14 protein-coding genes and 1 pseudogene are annotated in these 18,007 nt (G+C 61.4%); 11 read left to right on the top strand and 4 right to left on the bottom strand.

Features of this window, described 5'->3' with window-relative positions; genetic code table 11:
- Positions 1 to 8: 8 nt before the first annotated feature.
- The 4 genes and pseudogenes from FEZ60_RS22035 (at position 9) to FEZ60_RS22025 (ending at position 4,425) form a co-directional block, all read left to right on the top strand.
- Positions 9 to 1,853 (top strand): SEC-C metal-binding domain-containing protein, encoded by a 1,845-nt coding sequence (locus tag FEZ60_RS22035; protein ID WP_172936998.1) that lies wholly within the window; start codon positions 9 to 11, stop codon positions 1,851 to 1,853.
- A 62-nt stretch (positions 1,854 to 1,915) separates the two neighbouring features.
- A complete protein-coding gene (locus tag FEZ60_RS22030) occupies positions 1,916 to 3,844 on the top strand; it encodes an SEC-C domain-containing protein (RefSeq protein WP_346343397.1) in 1,929 nt (642 codons plus the stop codon).
- Positions 3,845 to 3,902: 58 nt separating this feature from the next.
- Positions 3,903 to 4,037, top strand: coding sequence for a hypothetical protein (locus FEZ60_RS32960; protein WP_275942463.1), 135 nt, complete (start codon positions 3,903 to 3,905; stop codon positions 4,035 to 4,037).
- Positions 4,034 to 4,425, top strand: a pseudogene (locus tag FEZ60_RS22025) (type II toxin-antitoxin system death-on-curing family toxin). Before FEZ60_RS32960 ends, FEZ60_RS22025 begins: the two are co-directional and overlap by 4 nt.
- A gap of 26 nt (positions 4,426 to 4,451) precedes the next feature.
- Here the strand turns inward: FEZ60_RS22025 and FEZ60_RS22020 are convergent.
- The gene (locus FEZ60_RS22020; protein ID WP_172936997.1) at positions 4,452 to 5,882 is read right to left on the bottom strand and encodes an aldehyde dehydrogenase family protein; all 1,431 of its coding nucleotides are present in this window, start codon (positions 5,880 to 5,882) and stop codon (positions 4,452 to 4,454) included.
- 110 nt (positions 5,883 to 5,992) lie between these two features.
- On the opposite strand from FEZ60_RS22020, the gene FEZ60_RS22015 reads away from it, so the two are divergent.
- Entirely contained in the window at positions 5,993 to 6,790 is a 798-nt protein-coding gene (locus FEZ60_RS22015) for an enoyl-CoA hydratase (RefSeq protein WP_033233380.1), read from the top strand.
- Positions 6,791 to 6,835: 45 nt separating this feature from the next.
- Complete coding sequence (locus FEZ60_RS22010) at positions 6,836 to 8,356, top strand: acyl-CoA synthetase (protein ID WP_172936996.1); 1,521 nt, start codon at positions 6,836 to 6,838, stop codon at positions 8,354 to 8,356.
- On the opposite strand, the gene FEZ60_RS22005 is transcribed toward FEZ60_RS22010, so the two are convergent.
- Complete coding sequence (locus FEZ60_RS22005; RefSeq protein ID WP_172936995.1) at positions 8,353 to 9,720, bottom strand: amidohydrolase family protein; 1,368 nt, start codon at positions 9,718 to 9,720, stop codon at positions 8,353 to 8,355. The two genes, FEZ60_RS22010 and FEZ60_RS22005, sit on opposite strands and share 4 nt — an antisense overlap.
- Positions 9,717 to 10,898, bottom strand: coding sequence for a CoA transferase (locus FEZ60_RS22000; RefSeq protein ID WP_172936994.1), 1,182 nt, complete (start codon positions 10,896 to 10,898; stop codon positions 9,717 to 9,719). The genes FEZ60_RS22005 and FEZ60_RS22000 overlap by 4 nt, the downstream gene beginning before the upstream one ends.
- 109 nt (positions 10,899 to 11,007) lie before the next feature.
- Between FEZ60_RS22000 and FEZ60_RS21995 the strand changes: the two genes are divergently transcribed.
- The 4 genes from FEZ60_RS21995 (at position 11,008) to FEZ60_RS21980 (ending at position 15,352) form a co-directional block, all read left to right on the top strand.
- Positions 11,008 to 12,072 carry an enoyl-CoA hydratase/isomerase family protein gene (locus FEZ60_RS21995; protein WP_172936993.1) on the top strand — a complete coding sequence of 355 codons (1,065 nt, stop codon included), beginning with the start codon at positions 11,008 to 11,010 and terminating at the stop codon, positions 12,070 to 12,072.
- 106 nt (positions 12,073 to 12,178) lie between these two features.
- Entirely contained in the window at positions 12,179 to 13,342 is a 1,164-nt protein-coding gene (locus FEZ60_RS21990) for an acyl-CoA dehydrogenase family protein (protein WP_116102709.1), read from the top strand.
- 39 nt (positions 13,343 to 13,381) lie between these two features.
- Positions 13,382 to 14,122, top strand: a complete 741-nt coding sequence (gene fabG / locus FEZ60_RS21985; protein WP_033233311.1) for a 3-oxoacyl-ACP reductase FabG — start codon at positions 13,382 to 13,384, stop codon at positions 14,120 to 14,122.
- 33 nt (positions 14,123 to 14,155) lie between these two features.
- Positions 14,156 to 15,352, top strand: coding sequence for a CaiB/BaiF CoA-transferase family protein (locus FEZ60_RS21980; protein ID WP_172936991.1), 1,197 nt, complete (start codon positions 14,156 to 14,158; stop codon positions 15,350 to 15,352).
- Positions 15,353 to 15,364: 12 nt separating this feature from the next.
- Here the strand turns inward: FEZ60_RS21980 and FEZ60_RS21975 are convergent, their stop codons facing one another.
- Positions 15,365 to 16,585: an acetyl-CoA C-acetyltransferase gene (locus FEZ60_RS21975; RefSeq protein ID WP_172936990.1), complete on the bottom strand. Its 1,221-nt coding sequence runs from the start codon at positions 16,583 to 16,585 to the stop codon at positions 15,365 to 15,367.
- Positions 16,586 to 16,808: 223 nt separating this feature from the next.
- Here FEZ60_RS21975 and FEZ60_RS21970 point away from each other — a divergent pair, with 223 nt between their 5' ends.
- The gene (locus FEZ60_RS21970) at positions 16,809 to 17,999 is read left to right on the top strand and encodes an acyl-CoA dehydrogenase family protein (protein WP_095887174.1); all 1,191 of its coding nucleotides are present in this window, start codon (positions 16,809 to 16,811) and stop codon (positions 17,997 to 17,999) included.
- The last annotated feature ends 8 nt before the right edge of the window (positions 18,000 to 18,007 follow it).

The raw sequence follows: 18,007 nt of genomic DNA, 5'->3' as shown, positions 1-18,007 counted from the left end.
ATTGGGTGGTGAACGAAGTCGACGACAATGCCCTCGCTACTGCTGCGATGACCGCTCTGCGTGAGCGCGGTCCGCTCAGTCTCGAAGAATGGGCGCAGTGTGTCAGTGAGTTCGGCTCGCCGTCCGACATTGCCGAAGTGCTCGAGTACCTTGATGATCCGATGATCGGGTACCTCCCCGGCGGCAAGTATGTCGCTCTGGACGAGCTGCTCGAAGGGTTGGTGTTCACGCACAGGCTCAGCGAAATCGAGATCGCGTCGGAGGTGCTCGAGGCGACGCCTGACCTCGAACCGGTGTTGCGTTTCGCGTCGAGTATCGACGGCGAAGTTCGGGTTGTCGAGGCAGAGTTCGAACAAGACTTGTTGCGAGAGCGCGGAATCGACGCTGCTTTCAGTCGCCGTGTTGTTGCCTTGCCCCGCGGGACTTTGGCCAACTTCACTGCTGGTGATCTGATCGCGATTGCCATCGAAGACCGTGAGCTGACGGTGTGGCAGGCGGATGTCGAAGACGAGCCGGATCTGGCGCCGGCACTCGAGAAGATATTCGCCGAAAACGGTGTGGAAGCGCTCGAGGCGGTGGGTTGGCAACTTGCTGTCGAGGACTCGTCGTTGTTCACTGTTCCCAGTACTCCGGTGGGCGAGATGTTTGCCGCGGCAGGATACGAGCATCAACGAGAACTCCTTGCACGCAATGGATTCGACTTCGCTGCTTACGCAGTTCAGATTCAGACCGCAGAGATTGCGTCGACCTACGATCTCACGCACGACGAAGCCGTAGCTGTTGTAGCTTTTGTCGACCTGGCTCAGCGCGGATATGTCGACGCCGAGATCGAGAATCTCGACCTTCGTGACTGGGCACGTCGACATGTCGGTGTTGTTCCTGATTCGTTTGCCGCCCTTGCGGATGCGGGCGCAGCTGTGGCGGCGTTCGATCTGGGATTCCGGAACCAGGACCCCACCGCAGACATGATCCTCGAAGCGCTTGGCGGCGAGCTGGCCGAACGCGGTCCGAAGGCCGTCAAGCCGGCGGCACACTGGTTGGCAGGTAAGGCGGCTGATCGTCTCGGACGCGTTCTCGACGCGGAAGCGCACTACGAGAAGGCACTGGAATGGGAAGCTGACTGGGGTCCGGCACTTTTCGAATTGGCTCAGTTCGCCGCCGACCGGAGCGACGCGACCCGAGCACTGTCTTTGCTGGGCAGGATCGACGGTGGATCCGAGGAAACCCTGTACGAAGTACTGCAGGAGTTCATTCCGGTAGAGCATCCCGAGCTGGGACGAAACGACAAGTGCTGGTGTGGATCCGGCCGAAAATACAAGGTCTGCCATCTGGGGAAGGTTGACGAGTCGGTTCGAGAAGACGGCCGCTGGCTCTACAAGAAGGCGTGCATGTTCGCGTTTTCCTCCGAATTTGCCGACATGGTGGTTCAGTTCGACGATCTTGTCGCCGCCGGCAGCGATGACGACGATCGGAGTATCTTCGACGGGCCGGCCTTGGACATCGCGCTGTTCGAGGGTGGAATCTTCGCGCAGTTCGTCACCCGCCGCGGAAATTTACTCACCGAACATGAGGTGGCGACGGCACGTCAATGGCTCGATGTCGAGCGTTCCGTGTTCGAGGTGACCGAGATGAACACGCTGCTGGATCGCCGGACCGGCGACACCGTGACTGTCAGTGGTGCCGCCGATCTCGAGCCCGGTGATCTGGTGTGTGCTCGCGTTCTGCCTGCAGGTTCGAGCGCCCAGGTTGTCGGCAGCGTCATCGTGTCTTCCGAGTTGCAGGCCGCCAATGTGCTCCAGGTTCTAGGGCGGGATCATCACGATGTCGCCGAGCTGATCAGAGTGCTGAGCTGAGGGCGTCGACGCTGGTCGATGCGGAATACTCGTGCCGGGGCCTACCGGATAAAGTTGGATAGGTGAGCGAACCTATGGACCCCAATGACTTGATCGCCGAAGCTGCGATGGAGTTGTTGCGCGAACATGGCCCCCAGACCGCTGCTGACTGGGGAAACTTGCTGGCTGACGCCGGGCATGGAACGCCGGACGACATGACGGAGTTCGTGGAGTACGTCGAGGATCCGCTGTTGGGCTATCTGACCGGGTCCCGCTACGCCGCGCTCGACACACTGTTCGAGCACCGGATACTCACGCATCGCCTCACCGACGCCGAGATCAGCTCTGGCGTTCTCGACGCAAACCCCGATCTCATGGTCTTGCGTGTTTTTCTCGACAGCTTCGATGACACCGAGGATCGGGAGATTCGCGTCGTACATCGTGGGCTCGACGACGCCGCCCTGGCCGAACGCGGCATCGACGACCCGACGTTCCCGGCTGACGAAGGTTTTCTGCTTGCCCCCGACGCATTGTCGGAATGCGCGGCAGGCGATCTGATCGGGCTGTTCGTCGCAGATCGTGAGTTGACGCTCTGTACCGTTGCCGACGTAGTCGATCCGACACCCGGTTTTGCGGACGCCCTAGCGAACATCCTCACCGATACCGGCGCTGAAACACTCGACGCGATTGTCTGGCAGTTGATGCTCGAGGAGCCGACACTGTTCCGTCAGCCCGCCGCTCCGCTGGGGGAACTGCTCGAATCGGCCGGCTATGTTCGCGACGGCGATTACGTCGCGATCGAAGGGTTCGATTTCGAGGCGTTCCATTTGGCGAACCGCGCGCGGATGCTCGAGATTCGCGACAACCTGCACCCCGACGAAGCAGCTGCGGTTATCGCGCTGGTCGATCTCGTGTCGGCTGCGCATCTCGAATTCCCGGAAGACACGTCGGAAATCGGCGACTGGGCGCGTGCGCAGATCACGGAGAACCCGCAGATCTATGTGGCCGTTGCCGAACCGCCGGCAGCTGCTGCGGCACTTGAATTGTTGTCCGAACTCGACGACCACGACGAGATCCTGCACGCGGTGGCTACGGCGCTGGCCGACAAGGGGCCGCGCCGGGTAAAGCCCGCCGCGTACTGGCTCGCAGGTAAGGCAGCAGATCGTCTCGGCAAGATCATTGTGGCCGAGGCCTACTACGAGAGCGCGCTCGATCGCGATCCTGATTGGGTGCCGGCGATTTTCGAGCTTGCGTTGCTCGCGGCGGATCGGAGCGACGCAACGCGGGCGCTTGCGTTGTTGGGTCGGATCGAAGGCGGAGAGTCGGAGATTCTGCACGACGTTCTCGCGCGCTATGCGCCGGCCGAACATCCTGAGCTGGGCCGTAATGACAAGTGCTGGTGTGGATCCGGACGCAAGTACAAGGTCTGCCATCTGGGTAAGTCGGAGATCACCTTCGACGACCGGGCAAATTGGTTGTACATCAAGGCGCAACTCTTCTCCCGCAGTCCCGAGTACTTCGATGTTGTCTTCGACCTCGCCGAGGTTCGCGCCCAGCATTGGGATGACGACGACGCGTTGACTCGTGCGCTCGAGGGTGGATTGGCTGTCGACACAGCACTTTTCGACAGCAACATCTTCGGAGTGTTTGTCGAGCGACGCGGTGAACTGCTGCCGGCCGACGAACTGGAACTGGCGCAGCAGTGGTTGCAGGTACCGCAGTCGGTGTACGAGGTTGCGTCGACGGTGCCGGGTACATCGCTGACGTTGCGCGATGTCCGAACCGATGTGGCGTACGACGTCGCCGACGAGTGGGGAAGCCTGAACCTCGAAGCTGGTTCGTTGGTCTGTGCGCGGGTGTTGCCCGCCGGCAGCGCTATGCGAACCTTCGGGGGAATCGAACCGATCGCTGCTGCCGACAAGGACGGACTGATTGCCTTGCTCGATTCGCCGGACACGGAGCCATGGCAGTTGGTCGAGTTTTTGAGCGCTCGGTTCGCTGCACTTCGGTAGCGCTTAACTGGTAACTTTGCCGCTTTCGGTGCTGGTATCAGAGCGGCATCATTCGAATATGAGCAAGCAGGAAGCCGTGATCAGGGCAATTGCTGATCGAGCGGCACATCTGCGTCAAGATACCGAAGTTCGACGAGCTGCCCGCGCCGCCATTTCCGAGTACGGCCCGTTGCTCGACCGTCTCTCACAGTGATTCGGTATCTGACGGTCGACGATCTTTTAGTGCTTTGTGATGAGCTCGGCGGTCTGCAGGTTCGGGATGTCGGCTTGCTCGAATCAGCCGCGCATCGACCGAGTGCAACGGTCTTCGGTGACGAGGCTTATCCGGACATTCATGTCAAAGCAGCTGCGCTGCTGCAGTCCCTCGTCCGGAATCATGCATTGGTCGACGGAACAAGCGATTGTCGTGGGTTGCTGCTTTTGTCTTCTATTCGATCAACGGGCTACATCTCGATGCGCCCGAAGATGATGCGTACGACGTGGTTATCGACGCCGCGACTGGTGTCGCCGACATAGCGCAGATCGCGCCTCTGCTCGGCAGTTGGGCTGCGCCCGTGCGCCTTTCCGGTCGCGGCGACTAGCGGAAAGGCGCACAGGGGCTGTGCCCCTAAGGTGTGACCTGAGCCAGCATCATCTGCTCGAAGCTGTCACCGTACGGCGGCAACATGCCCCACTCGCCGCGCGGATCATGTTCTGCTGCTTCGAGAACCGTCCGTGCGTGGCTGAACTCGAGGAATCCTTCGCGGCCGTGGTAGTGGCCGATTCCGGACGCGCCGACGCCGCCGAACGGTGCGTCGGAGAGACCTGGGTGCGCCATCGCGTCGTTGATCGTGACGCCACCGGAATTGGTGCGCTCGAGCACCGATTCCTTCTCGTCGAGATCGGTGCCGAAGTAGTACAGAGCCAAGGGCTTCGGGCGCGAGTTGATATCGGCGACAACGGCATCCATCTCGTCGTAAGGCAAGATCACGACGGCCGGCCCGAAGATTTCTTCCTTCATGATCTCGGCATCGGCCGGGGGATCGACGACCATCCGCAGTGGGCGTCGACGCGTGTCGGCCGAAAGTTCTTCGTCGGGAACCGTGATGATGCGTGCCCCACGATCCGCGGCATCGGCGATGTATCCCTCGATGCGGGCGAGATGGCGGTCGTTGACGATGGAGACCATGTCGGTGTTGTCGGCAACGGTGGGGAAGAGGCCGGTGAACGAATTTGCGAACGCGGTGATGAATCGTTCGATGCCTTCACGCGGAACGTAGATCAGGTCGGGGGAGACGCAGAGCTGACCGCCGTTGGTGGACTTCGCAATAGCCAGTCGGTGTGCAGCTTCGGCGAAGTCTGCGCTCTTGCCCAGGACGCTCGGCGACTTTCCGCCCAGTTCGAGGGTGACCGGCACGAGGTTCTTCGCGGCGTTTGCCATCACCAGCTTGCCGATGGACGTGCTTCCAGTGAAGACCAGGTGGTCGAAGGGCAGTGACGTGAGATTGTCGGCCACATCGGGTCCGCCTGTGACGACGGCGATTTCGAGTGGATCGAGGGTGCGCACCGCAGCGTCGGCCAGGACGGCAGCGGTGTGCGGCACGATTTCGGAGGGCTTCAGAACGGCACGGTTACCGGCACCGAGTGCGCAGGCGAGGGGGCTCAAGAGTGTGAAGAGGGGCGCGTTCCAGGTGCCGATGATGCCGATGGAACCCTTGGGCTGGTACGCGACGTAAGCCTTGGCGCCCAGCTGATCCTGGACGGCGCCGGTGGAGCGCGGAGAGCGAACCATCCAGTCTTCAAGGGAATCTCGGACGTGCTTGAGTGAAACCATCGATCCGAGAACGTCATTCATGACCGAGTAGGCCGGGAGGCGTCCACCGAAGTCTTCGTTCATGGCTTCGGTCAAGTCTTTGTGGTTCGCCACGAGCAGGTCGATCACCTGTTGAATGCGCCGGCGACGCTCTTCTGCAGTCGGCGCTCCCGCGGCGCGGGTGGCGTCCTGTTGCGCCTGCAGGATCTGCGCAAGGTCGGTGGTGATGATGGCGTCGGTGCTCATGGGCACTCCTCGTAGTGGCGAAGTATTAACTGAAAAGGTATCGACGCTTCGGTGCGAGCTGCCCGTTTCGTCTCGTTGACCGGGACGGATTCGATTGGTAGAGAGGACGCATGTCGAAGACGCAGATAAACGAGAGTGCGGTAGCTACATCAGTCGAAGAGTCGACGGGCATCGGATTTCTGACGCTCGATCAGCCGCAGCGGCGCAATCCGCTCTCGGCGCAGACCATGAGCGAGGTGACAGCGGGACTTCGGGAACTCTCCGCCGATCCGCGAGTCCGCATCGTTGTCGTGCGGGCCGAGGGGCCCGTGTTTTCGGCCGGCCACGATCTGACGGAGATGATCGGCCGCACCCTCGATGACGAGCGCGCGATATTCGACGGCTGCACCGAGATGATGGAAACGGTCCAGCAGATCGCCCAGCCGGTGATCGCTGCCGTGCAGGGACCGGCAATCGCGGCAGGATGCCAGTTGGCGGCGTCGTGTGACCTTGTCGTGGCGGCGTCGAATGCTGTCTTCGGTACACCCGGGGTGAAGATCGGGTTGTTCTGCTCCACGCCGATGGTGGCCCTGAGTAGGGCAGTTGGCCGCAAACGGTCGATGCAGATGCTGCTGACGGGCCAAACCATCGATGCTGAGACGGCGGCTGATTGGGGTCTGGTGAACTTCGTGGTCGACCCGGCTGACCTCGACCGGGAAGTGCGCGACTTGGCTGCGAAGATCACGACCGCCAGCCCCCTGACGGTTCGGATCGGTAAGCAGGCGTTCTATCAGCAGATCGATCTGCCCCAGGCGCAGGCGTACGAGGCAATGGCGGAAACGATGGCAACAAACGCCGTGACCTGCGACGCTCAGGAAGGTATGCAGGCGTTTGTGGATAAGCGGGTGCCGCAGTGGCAGAACAAGTGAGCCGAGCCCTTTCGCATTAGTTGGACGTCCGATAATCTATCGTTCATGAGCCTGGACCCGCGTACCAACACCATCGACGGAGTGCTTCGGCGCTCGGCAGCCAAGTACCCCGATCAGGTGGCCATTGTTTTCGAGGATCGCTCGCGCACCTATCGAGAACTCGACGAGGCGGTAACGCGGGTCGCGGCGCACCTCGTCGACCTCGGCTTGCAGCACGGCGATCGTGTGGCCGCGTACGGAACCAACTCCGACGCGTATGTCATCGGGTTCCTCGCGAGTTGCCGGGCAGGATTGGTCCACGTTCCGGTGAATTACGCGCTCAAGGGTGATGAACTGCGCTACCTGGTTGCGCAGTCCGGCGCTCGGGCCGTTCTGGTGGATCCGGCATTGTTGCCGACGTTGGACTCCGTGCGCGGCGATCTCGATATCGACCACGTTGTGCCGCTGCGGGACGACACGAATTCAGTGGTCGCCATCAGCACATCGGGTGAGGTCCCGGACTTCGAACCGCGAGCCTCGTCAACGGATCTCGCGCAGTTGCTCTACACATCGGGAACGACGTCGAAGCCCAAGGGCGCGATGATGACTCACGCCGCTCTGGTCCACGAGTACGTGTCGTCGGTGATCGCGCTCGGGCTCGACAAGGCAGATAACCCCTTGATCTGCATGCCCATGTACCACTCTGCGGGAATGCACGTGTTCATGCTTCCGTACCTGTCCGTCGGTGCGACGGTCAACGTGATGGCGGCACCGGACATCCCGGAGATTCTGCGCCGCATCGAAGCCGACAAGATCGGCTCACTTTTCCTCGCTCCTACCGTCTGGGTGCCGCTCGCCAATCATTCCGATCTCGACACCCGGGATCTGTCGTCGCTGAAGAAAGCGCAGTACGGTGCGTCGATCATGCCGGTCACCGTGCTGAACCGTCTGCGCGAGCGCTACCCCGACATCGGTTTCTACAACTGCTTCGGACAATCCGAAATCGGCCCGCTGGCAGCAGTTCTGCAGCCGGACGAGCACGCGGATCGGCCGTCGTCGTGCGGTCGGGCAGTGTTCTTCGTGGAAACCCGTGTTGTCGACGCCGAGGGTAACGATGTTGCGGACGGTGTCTCTGGTGAGGTTCTCTACCGTTCACCGCAACTCTGCAATGGCTACTGGGAAAACCCGGAAGCAACCGCAGAAGCCTTCCGCGACGGCTGGTTCCATTCCGGCGACCTCGTCGTGCGTGACAGTGAAGGGTTCATCACCGTCGTCGACCGCATCAAAGACGTCATCAACACGGGCGGGATTCTCGTCGCATCCCGTGAAGTCGAAGACGCCATCTACACGCATCCCGGTGTTGCCGAAGTTGCCGTCATCGGAACACCTGACGAGAAGTGGATCGAAGCGATCACCGCAATCGTTGTTCTCAAGGACGGTCAAGACGCCATGACGCCGGAGGCGTTGATCGCCTACGTGAAGGAAAAGATCGCTCCCTTCAAGGTGCCCAAGCACATTCGATTTGTGGAGGAACTTCCCCGGAATCAAAGTGGGAAGCTGTTGAAGCGGGAACTGCGCACGGTCTAGTAGACCTGCTTGCCGCCGATGATGGTTGCGAGTACTGACGGCAGCTGCGAGCGGGAGATCAGAACCAGATCGCCCGCTGCGCCGACTTCTACCCGGCGCGGTGGGCCGCCTGGATCCCCAGGACGGCCGAGATAGGCGTCCAGTGCGGTGTTGTAGTCGATTGTCTCCGCATCGCCCAGAACAGTGCCCGCGGGTGTCAACCGCGCCTGTGACGCTGCGATAACTGCCCACGGGTCGAGTGGTCCGTACGGTGCGTCGCTCGAAAACGCCACCGGAACAGATGCATCCAGCAAGGATCGGCAACGGTACAAATCCTGGTGGTCGATGGCAGCAACATGTTCGAGGTAGTCGTCACCGCGATCGGCAATGAACCCCGGCTGGGTTACGACAGCCAAACCGAGGCGGTTGATCTCGGAAATGGATTCGATCGGAATCAACGCCCCGTGTTCGATCCGATCACCAGGGATCGTGCCGATTTCGCCTAGTACGGAGAGCAAGATCAGCAGAGCTTCGCGGCTGACACTGTGTGCTGCAATCGCTCGCCCGATGGAGTGTGCGGACTCGATAACGGCGGCAAGCTGTTCGAGATCGGGAAGTCCGGAATCGGCAAGCACGATCTTGTACGGGCCGACGGTTGGTTCCGTCGACGGTAGTGAGACACCCAGTGGCACGCCGAGGAGATGAACCCGTTGTGGCAATTCTCCCGAAGACATTGCTGCGCAGATGGATTCGATGCTCTCCGGAGCGAGGTCCGGCGTTGCATCAGTTACCGCAGTGACGCCGAGTCTCGACAGTTCGGTCGCCACATCGCGTATCGGCGGTGGGGCATTTCCCGGAATCTGCGCTCGGAGCCAGGAATCTGCGCGCCACACTCGGCCGGTTGGTTTTCCGGCTGCATCGCGTTCGATACCGGGATGGTCAGCCGGTTCCAATCCGGCTGCAACGACGCCCGCTGTGTTGAGCACCCACATTGCGCCACTGCGATGTTGGATACGAACAGGTCGTGATGCGTGAAGATGATCGAGGGCATCGCGATCGAGATCGCCCGCTACCGATTCGAAGTATCCGACACCTCGCACCCAGCCGTCGGAACCTGGTGAAACCTGTAGTGCGGCAGCTAGTTCTCCGGAATTTCGGACGGCCGGCGGGCCACATTCCACGGAACTGCGTCGGGCAGCCAGCGCATGTAGGTGGATGTGGTGATCACACAGGCCGGGAATGATCTGATTGCCGTCGGCGTCGAGGACGTCCTCGCCGTGGCGAGTCAGTCCGCGGCCGATCTCCGTGATCACGCCGCCCGTGATGCGAATGTCGAGGCTGTGACGGCCACCGACAGAACAATTGGTGATCAGCAGATGGTTCACGGGGCGACGATTCCGAGGCCGCGGAGAACGGCGTGTGTGTCAGAGCCGGAGGTGGACGCACTGCCGACGTACTGGCGTTTCTCCGGAATAGCCACAATGCACGATGGGGGCAACGGAGCATCGGTTCCCTGGGTGAGCGTCGACGCGACGAGGTCGGCCATCGAGAGGTCCCAGAGGTATCCTGCGCCGGTGGGCGTCTCCGACATGGCGAGGGCGGCTGCCATGAGTCCGCTCAGGGGATCGGCTATCGCGTCGCCGACAAATACGGGCGCACCTGAATTATCTTGTGCAACAAGACCACTTGATGCTGCGATGTCGTCACCGAATCCGATGCGAGCGGAGTTTCTTCCTGCCGCAGTGATGGAGATCCAGGTGGTACCGGATGCGGCCGCAGCTTCTGCGTCGAGCCCGAAGCCCGCGAGTGCGCGTGGCCGCGACGCCTCGATAACGATGTCTGCGCGTTCCACGAGCTGCGCCAGCGCCGACCTGTCGGGAGAGGCACTCGGATCGAGGACGACGGACTCGTGCCCGGCATGCAGTAGTTCGTAGAACTCGCTGTTACCGCGACGTGCTCCGTCCGGCCTGGTCGGGGTCTCCACCTTGACGACCCGCGCGCCCGCGGCTCCGAGTAGGTGTGAGCACAGAGGACCCGCCCACAGTGCACTGAAGTCGACAACAAGCAGATCCTTGACCGATCGCCGGGTAGTGGGCGCGGGAACTGACGCAGTTGGGCATGCGACCGGGGCAGCCGCCAACCCGAGTAGGGCTGCGCGCTCGGCCAACTCGGCTCCGGGTTGTTCGGCTAACCAGGCACTTACCGCCGGCCAGGGATCATCATCGATCTCCGCGGAGATCAGTGCACCGAGCAGAATCGGGTCGTCCGGTCGGGCACAGGACACGGCTGCCCAGCCGTCCTGTGTAGGGAGGAGGCGGCAACTGCCTCCGAGAGAGATTGAACCGCTGCGGGTGAATCCGGTGAATGCCGCGCGTTCGGAAAGAAAGCGGGCTCCGTCTTCGTTGCCGTTGATGAATTCACCGAGGTGCCGTGCCAGGGTGGCGGCGTTTCCCGGGGGAATTCTGGGAGATTCGTCGGGCGAGCCGGTGAGTGGCACTATCCCGCTGCCGAGCCAGTCGAGAACGCGGCGGTCCTCGTCAGCGTCGTCGGGCCAGGCAAACATTCTCCGATGTTACACTCCGAAAAGTATTACCGGAAAAGGTATCCCGCGTGCAGAACTGCCGTCGGGTGCAGGAAGCCGAGCAATGATTCGGCGCTCGAGAAGGATGAAGATGGTCAACCAGATGCACGCGCTGTCGCCGCAGGACATTCTCGACGGCAGGATCGATCTTCCACTTCTTGCAGACGGTGGCGCACTTGATAATCCAGTGGTCCTGGTCGACCTGGACGAGGAGTTCTCAGAGGACGAAGCCCGTGCGGTGTCGGCGAAAGTCCTCGGATCCGACCGTGTTGTTCTCGGGCGGTACACGGGCCGTACACCGGATGCCGCAACAAGAACACTGGCGCGTTCGCTCGACTCGACGGTGTCGACGGTATTGACCGAGAACGTCCGAGAGTTTGTGGGTGTCGAAGATCCCGACGCTGAACTGGCGTCGGTCTTCGACCGCTTCCAAGAAAATCCTTATGCGTCAGTTGTTGCCTCGCAGGTTCTGCGGTTGGGTGAAAACCTGTCGATCCCCGCAGCGCTTGACGTGGAATCTCTGGCCTACTCGACGCTGTTGGGCACTCCGGACTTCGAGCGGTGGCTCACTGGTCGAGGACCACGGCCGCTGCCGCCCCCAGCTCCGCAGGAACCGGTGCTGATCGAGCGTCGAGATGGGTTGTTGCACATCACGCTCAACCGCCCGGAACGTCGGAACGCTTACGGGGCGCAGGTGCGTGACGGGCTGGTCGCAGCATTACAGGTCGCCGTGATGGACCCCGGCATCGAGAAGGTTCTGATCGACGGCGCTGGGCCGTCGTTCTCCGCGGGAGGTGATCTCGACGAGTTCGGGACCACTCCGGATCTGGCGATCGCGCATCTGATTCGAACGCGATCGGGAGCCGCGCGGCTGATGGCCCGGCTGTCCGATCGAATCGAGGTACAGGTTCACGGAAGTTGCGTGGGAGCGGGCATCGAGGTGCCGGCCTTTGCCGCCGATGTGTGTGCGCACCCGGATACGGTGTTCCGCCTGCCTGAGATCTCGATGGGCTTGATTCCGGGAGCGGGTGGCACTGTGTCCATCCCGCGCCGGATCGGGCGTTGGCGCTCCTACCACCTGTTTCTCTCCGGTGCTGCGATCAATACGGAGCGTGCGCTCGACTGGGGCCTGATCGATTCGATCGCGTCGATATAGGCATCGCCTTACCTTCGGTTCGTTTTCAAGTCTTTGACTCATAATGCTCGACCGGATTGACTTCGGAAGACGCATTAACGTGGAACGAGCAAGGTGAGTGGTGGGTATGCAGGTCGACGCGGACGACTTCGCCGATATCTTGGCGACGGCAAGGGAATTCATCCGGAAGGAAGTTGTCCCTCGTGAGCAGGAGATAGCCGATACCGATGCCATTCCGGAGGACATCCGGAAGAAGGCCGCCGATATCGGACTGTTCGGTTACGCCATTCCCCAGGAATGGGGTGGTCTGGGCCTCGACCTCACGCAAGACGTCGAACTCGCGATGGAGTTCGGGTACACGTCGCTTGCTCTGCGCTCGATGTTCGGCACCAACAACGGCATCGCCGGGCAGGTACTCGTCGGCTTCGGCACCGATGAGCAGAAGGCTGAATGGCTCGAACGCATCGCGTCGGGTGAGGTAGTCGCGTCCTTCGCACTGACCGAACCGGGCGCGGGATCCAACCCCGCCGGCCTGCGCACCAAGGCAGTCCGCGGCGGGAGCGACTGGGTGATCAACGGCAACAAGCGGTTCATCACCAATGCCCCGACAGCGCAACTGTTTGTCGTGTTCGCACGCACGCGTCCGGCCGACTCCGACGGTCCCGGTATCGCTGTCTTCCTGGTCCCGGCCGATACAGAAGGTGTCACGGTGGGGCCGAAGGACAAGAAGATGGGTCAGGAAGGTGCTTGGACCTCCGAGGTCAGCTTCGACAACGTGCGCGTCCCCGCATCGGCCCTGGTCGGGGGCGACGAAGACACCGGATATCGCGCTGCCATGACTTCCTTGGCACGTGGACGCGTTCATATTGCCGCATTGTCGGTGGGAGCAGCCCAGCGAGCCCTCGACGAATCTGTCGCCTTTGCCACTGTCACGGAACAGGGTGGGACTGTGATCGGTGACTTCCAATTGGTCCAAGCGATGCTTGCAGATCAACAAGTAGGTGTGATGGCCGGCCGGGCAATGGTCCGTGAGGTTGCGGCGCGATACGTCAGCGGCGAGGACCGTCGACTCGGACCGTCTGCGGCAAAGCTCTACTGCACCGAGATGGTCGGAAACGTAGCTGACCTCGCTGTCCAGATCCACGGTGGCAGCGGGTACATGCGGGGCGTTCCTGTCGAACGGATCTATCGGGAAGTGCGGTTGCTACGCCTGTACGAGGGAACCAGTGAAATTCAGCGGTTGATACTCGGCGGCGGTCTTGTGTCGCAAGCGAAGAAGCAAGCGAAGTAATACAGCACGTACTTTCTTCAACTGACGAATGGAGTGGACATGGGACTGTTGGACGGCAAGGTGACAGTAGTGACCGGGGGCGCACAGGGTATCGGGTTCGAAATTGCCCGAACCTTTATCAAAGAAGGCGCCACCGTGGTGATCGGCGATATCAACGAGACTGTCGGCGTCGCTGCCGCAGCTGAGCTCGGTGGCGATTCCGTGGCGCGGTTCATCTCGTGCGACGTTCGCCATTCCGACCAGGTCGAGGCAATGCTCGATCTAGCTGAAAGTGCTTTCGGCCCAGTCGATGTCATGGTCAACAATGCCGGCATGACTCGCGACGCGACAATGCGGAACATGACGGAGCAGGACTTCGACGACGTGATTGCCGTCCACCTCAAGGGTGCCTGGAACGGAACTCGCGCAGCCGCGGCCCGCATGCGCGAGCGTGAGACGGGATCGATCGTGAACATCTCGTCGATCTCCGGCAAGGTCGGCATGTTGGGCCAGACCAACTACTCGGCCGCCAAAGCCGGAATCGTCGGTCTCACGAAGGCTGCTGCCAAAGAGGTTGCGTTCAAGAATGTTCGGGTCAATGCTGTCCAGCCCGGACTGATTCGCACAGCGATGACCGAAGCGATGCCGGAGCGCGTCTGGAACAGCAAGCTGGCCGAAATTCCGATGGGTCGTGCCGCGGAACCGTCCGAGGTTGCGTCCGTGGTGGTGTTCCTCGCGAGTGATATGTCGAGCTACCTGACCGGTACCGTCCTGGAAATTACGGGCGGGCGCCACATCTGAGGCGCGTGCTTCAATTCAGGAATGGACTCTGACATGGGACAGTCGCATTCGGATCTCCCACTCGACGGGATTACCGTGGTGGCGTTGGAACAGGCCGTTGCGGCGCCGCTCGCCAGTCGGCATCTCGCGGACATGGGTGCTCGCGTGATCAAGATCGAGCGGGTGGGTGAGGGCGACTTCGCTCGTCACTACGACGGCGCGGTGCGCGGTCAGGGCTCGCACTTCGTGTGGCTCAATCGTTCCAAGGAATCGATTGCCGTCGACGTCAAGTCGGAGTCCGGGCGTCGAGTCGTGCTCGATCTCATCGCGGAAGCCGACGTCTTCTTGCAGAACCTCGCCCCGGATGCTGCAGATCGACTGGGCTTCGGTGCGGACACGCTCCGAGCAGAGTTCCCTCGGCTCATCGTGATCAACATGTCGGGATACGGCAGCGCCGGACCACGTCGTGAGCGCAAGGCGTACGACATGTTGGTACAGGCCGAGACCGGAATGATCTCCGTGACCGGAACACCCGAGACAGCAACAAAAACGGGTGTTCCGGTTTCCGACATCGCAGCCGGGATGTACGCGCTGACATCGATACTGGGTGCCTTGTTCCGTCGGGAGAGAACTGGCAAAGGCGCAACGGTCGACGTGTCGATGTTCGACGCGACCGTCGAATGGCTCGGCCACCCGATGTACATGAAAATGTATGCGGACAAGCAGATTCCGCGAGTCGGGCTCGGGCATGCGGCCATCGTTCCTTACGATTCGTTCCCGACGTCGGATGGTGAGATCCTCATCGGAGTCCAGAACGAGCGCGGATGGCGGACGCTCATGGTCGACGTCTTCGGGCGGGAAGATCTGGTGGATCATCCGCGATATGCCACCAATATCGTCCGGGTCGAGAATCGAGCCGAGGTGGATGAGATGGTCGGATCACTCACGCGGCTGTATTCGACCGCAGAACTGGATAAGCGTCTGGCCGCTGCCGGTGTGCCCGCAGCAGCGTTGAACGACATGGGCGGATTGCTGAAACACCCTCAGCTGGACGAGCGTTCGCGGTGGCGATCCGTGGGAACAGAAGTTGGGCCCATCGACGCTGTGCTACCCCCGATGACCTTCTCCGACGTGGAAATGAAGATGGGTGATGTGCCCTCCCTTGGTCAGCACACCGAGTCGATTCTGACGGAGTTGGGGCGCACGGCCGATCAGATCGCCGACCTTCACCGAGGCGGATCGATCGGATAGCGCCCCAACGTTTTATCGTCGTAGGTTTTCGAAGACCGCGGCGATGCCCTGGCCGCCGCCGATGCACATGGATTCGATTCCGTAGCGGCCCTGGCGACGGTCGAGTTCACGCAGCAGGTTCGCGAGGATTCGTCCGCCGGTAGCGCCGACGGGGTGGCCCAGTGAGATGCCGGAACCGTTGACGTTGAACCGTTCGAGGAGATCCGTCTCGCTCAGACCCCAGGCGCGGGCGCACGCGAGGACCTGAGCGGCGAATGCCTCGTTGACTTCGATCAAATCGATGTCGGAGAGTTGTAGATCGACCCGTGAGAGCGCTTTTGCCACCGCAGAAACGGGGCCGATGCCCATGCGGTTCGGTTCGACGCCGGTGACGCCCCAGCTGACCAGCTTCGCGAAGGGGCGCAATCCAAGTCGTTCGGCATTGGCGGGCGTGGTGACGATGGCCGCCGCGCCGCCGTCGTTCTGCCCGCAGGCATTTCCGGCGGTAACGGTCGCGTCCGGGTCGACGCGGCTACGCAGCGGGCGCAGTGCGGCGAGGTCGGACAGTTGCACATCTCGACGCGGATGCTCGTCCTGGGTAACAACTTTCGCGTCGCCGCGGCGGGATGGGACGGTGACAGGAATGATCTCCTCGTCGAAGTATCCCTTGTCCTGTGCGTTCACGGCACGCTCGTGCGAGCGAAGCGCGTAGCGGTCTTGTTCGTCGCGTGAGATCGCATATTCGCGTCGCAGGTTTTCGGCCGTTTCGATCATGCCGCCTTCGACCGGGAAATTGACGCCTCCCGAGTTAGTGCGGGGTTTGGCCAGGCGGTCGTGGAACTCGACCGAGGGTTTCTTCGTACCCCAACGAATGTCGTTGGAATAGAATTCGACGCCGCTCATGCTTTCGGCACCGCCGGCGATCACAAGATCACTCATGCCGGTCTGAACCTGCATGGCCGCGTAGATGATTGCCTGCAGACCGGATCCGCAACGGCGGTCGAGTTGAATGCCGGGAACCGAGATATCCAGTCCGGCATCGAGTGCTGCGATGCGCCCGATGGCAGCGGCCTCGCCGTTTGCGTAACCCTGACCGAAGACGACGTCGTCGATATCGGCGGACTGGAGTCCGGTCCGCTTGATCAGTCCCCGCATCACGGTGGCTGCAAGCGTGGTTACCGGAACGTCTTTGAAGACCCCGCCGAATCCGCCTACTGGCGTACGAACGGGTTCACAGATGACTGCGTCATACATGGAATGCGCCTGTCGGGAGAGTGTGGACGAGGAATGTGCGTTTAGAGAAATACGAACGCGTGCCCTCGAATATTCAGCATGCGCGCAGTGGTTGTCAACAGCGGTAGAAGTGCTGCTCGGACATAGTTTTTCCCTAACCATTCGTATGGTTGTCGAACTTTGACACCCCTGAGTTTCGGGGATTGAATGGTCGGAGGATCTCCCTCGATGAACAGGTGGAACAGTGACGCGTTTGGCGCAGACTGCAGGATTGACCGAGACGCAGAACGACATCATCGGTGCCGTGCGGGAATTCGTCGATCGTGTGGTGATTCCCGCCGCGCAAGAACTCGAGCACACCGACACGTATCCCACGGACATCGTCAAGCAGATGAAAGACATGGGTCTGTTCGGTCTGACGATCGACGAGGAGTTCGGTGGCATCGGAGAATCCCTCCTGACGTACGCGCTGTGCGTCGAGGAATTGGCTCGCGGCTGGATGAGCGTGTCCGGTGTCATCAACACCCATTTCATAGTGGCACACATGATTTCGGCGCACGGGACACCGGAGCAGAAGGCGAACTATCTGCCGCGGCTGGCTACCGGGGAGCTCACCGGTGCTTTCTCGATGTCGGAGCCGGCACTGGGTTCCGACGTTGCTGCCATCTCGACCAAGGCGAAACGCACCGAATCCGGCGACTACGTGGTGAACGGGCAGAAGATGTGGCTGACGAACGGTGGTTCGTCGACTCTGGTGGCTGTGCTCGTGAAGACGGACGAAGGCGCGGAGAAGGCGCACAACAATCTGACGACGTTGCTGATCGAGAAGCCTGCGGGGTTCGGTGAAGTTCTTCCCGGCCTGACCATCCCCGGCAAGATCGAGAAGATGGGCTACAAGGGAATCGACACGACCGAGATGGTCTTCGACGGTTTCGAGATCAGCGCGGACGCGGTTCTCGGTGGCAAGCCCGGCGTCGGGTTCCGGCACATGATGGATGGTGTCGAGGTCGGCCGGGTGAATGTGGCGGCGCGTGCGTGCGGTATCGCGCAGCGTGCTTTCGAACTTGCGGTGACGTATGCAAAGCAGCGTGAGACATTCGGTAAGCCGATTGCCGAGCATCAGGCCATCGCGTTCCGTATCGCGGAGATGGGTACCAAAGTCGAAGCGGCCCATCTGATGATGGTGAATGCGGCTCGGCTCAAGGACTCGGGCGAACGAAACGACGTTGCTGCCGGTATGGCGAAGTACCTGGCCAGTGAGTTCTGTGCCGAAGTCACTCAGGACAGTTTCCGTATTCACGGCGGTTACGGGTACTCCAAGGAGTACGAGATCGAGCGCTTGATGCGTGAGGCGCCCTTCCTGCTGATCGGTGAGGGCACCAGCGATATCCAGAAGCAGATCATCAGCAAGGGACTGTTGCGCTCGTATAACTGAACCGCGTT

This window comes from Rhodococcus sp. MS16 (assembly GCF_013277795.1).
Lineage (GTDB): Bacteria > Actinomycetota > Actinomycetes > Mycobacteriales > Mycobacteriaceae > Rhodococcus_F > Rhodococcus_F globerula.
Note: the sequence above shows the minus strand (reverse complement) of the source record. Positions and strands in the feature narration are given on the sequence as shown.

What these genes read in the sequence shown, in the direction of transcription:
- FEZ60_RS22010 (WP_172936996.1), top strand. Translation starts at nt 6,836, where the DNA reads ATGAGCCTGGACCCGCGTACCAACACCATCGACGGAGTGCTTCGGCGC.
- FEZ60_RS32960 (WP_275942463.1), top strand. Translation starts at nt 3,903, where the DNA reads ATGAGCAAGCAGGAAGCCGTGATCAGGGCAATTGCTGATCGAGCGGCA.
- FEZ60_RS22000 (WP_172936994.1), bottom strand. Translation starts at nt 10,898, where the DNA reads ATGTTTGCCTGGCCCGACGACGCTGACGAGGACCGCCGCGTTCTCGAC.
- FEZ60_RS21990 (WP_116102709.1), top strand. Translation starts at nt 12,179, where the DNA reads ATGCAGGTCGACGCGGACGACTTCGCCGATATCTTGGCGACGGCAAGG.
- FEZ60_RS21975 (WP_172936990.1), bottom strand. Translation starts at nt 16,585, where the DNA reads ATGTATGACGCAGTCATCTGTGAACCCGTTCGTACGCCAGTAGGCGGA.
- FEZ60_RS21995 (WP_172936993.1), top strand. Translation starts at nt 11,008, where the DNA reads ATGGTCAACCAGATGCACGCGCTGTCGCCGCAGGACATTCTCGACGGC.
- fabG (WP_033233311.1), top strand. Translation starts at nt 13,382, where the DNA reads ATGGGACTGTTGGACGGCAAGGTGACAGTAGTGACCGGGGGCGCACAG.
- FEZ60_RS21980 (WP_172936991.1), top strand. Translation starts at nt 14,156, where the DNA reads ATGGGACAGTCGCATTCGGATCTCCCACTCGACGGGATTACCGTGGTG.
- FEZ60_RS22015 (WP_033233380.1), top strand. Translation starts at nt 5,993, where the DNA reads ATGTCGAAGACGCAGATAAACGAGAGTGCGGTAGCTACATCAGTCGAA.
- FEZ60_RS22020 (WP_172936997.1), bottom strand. Translation starts at nt 5,882, where the DNA reads ATGAGCACCGACGCCATCATCACCACCGACCTTGCGCAGATCCTGCAG.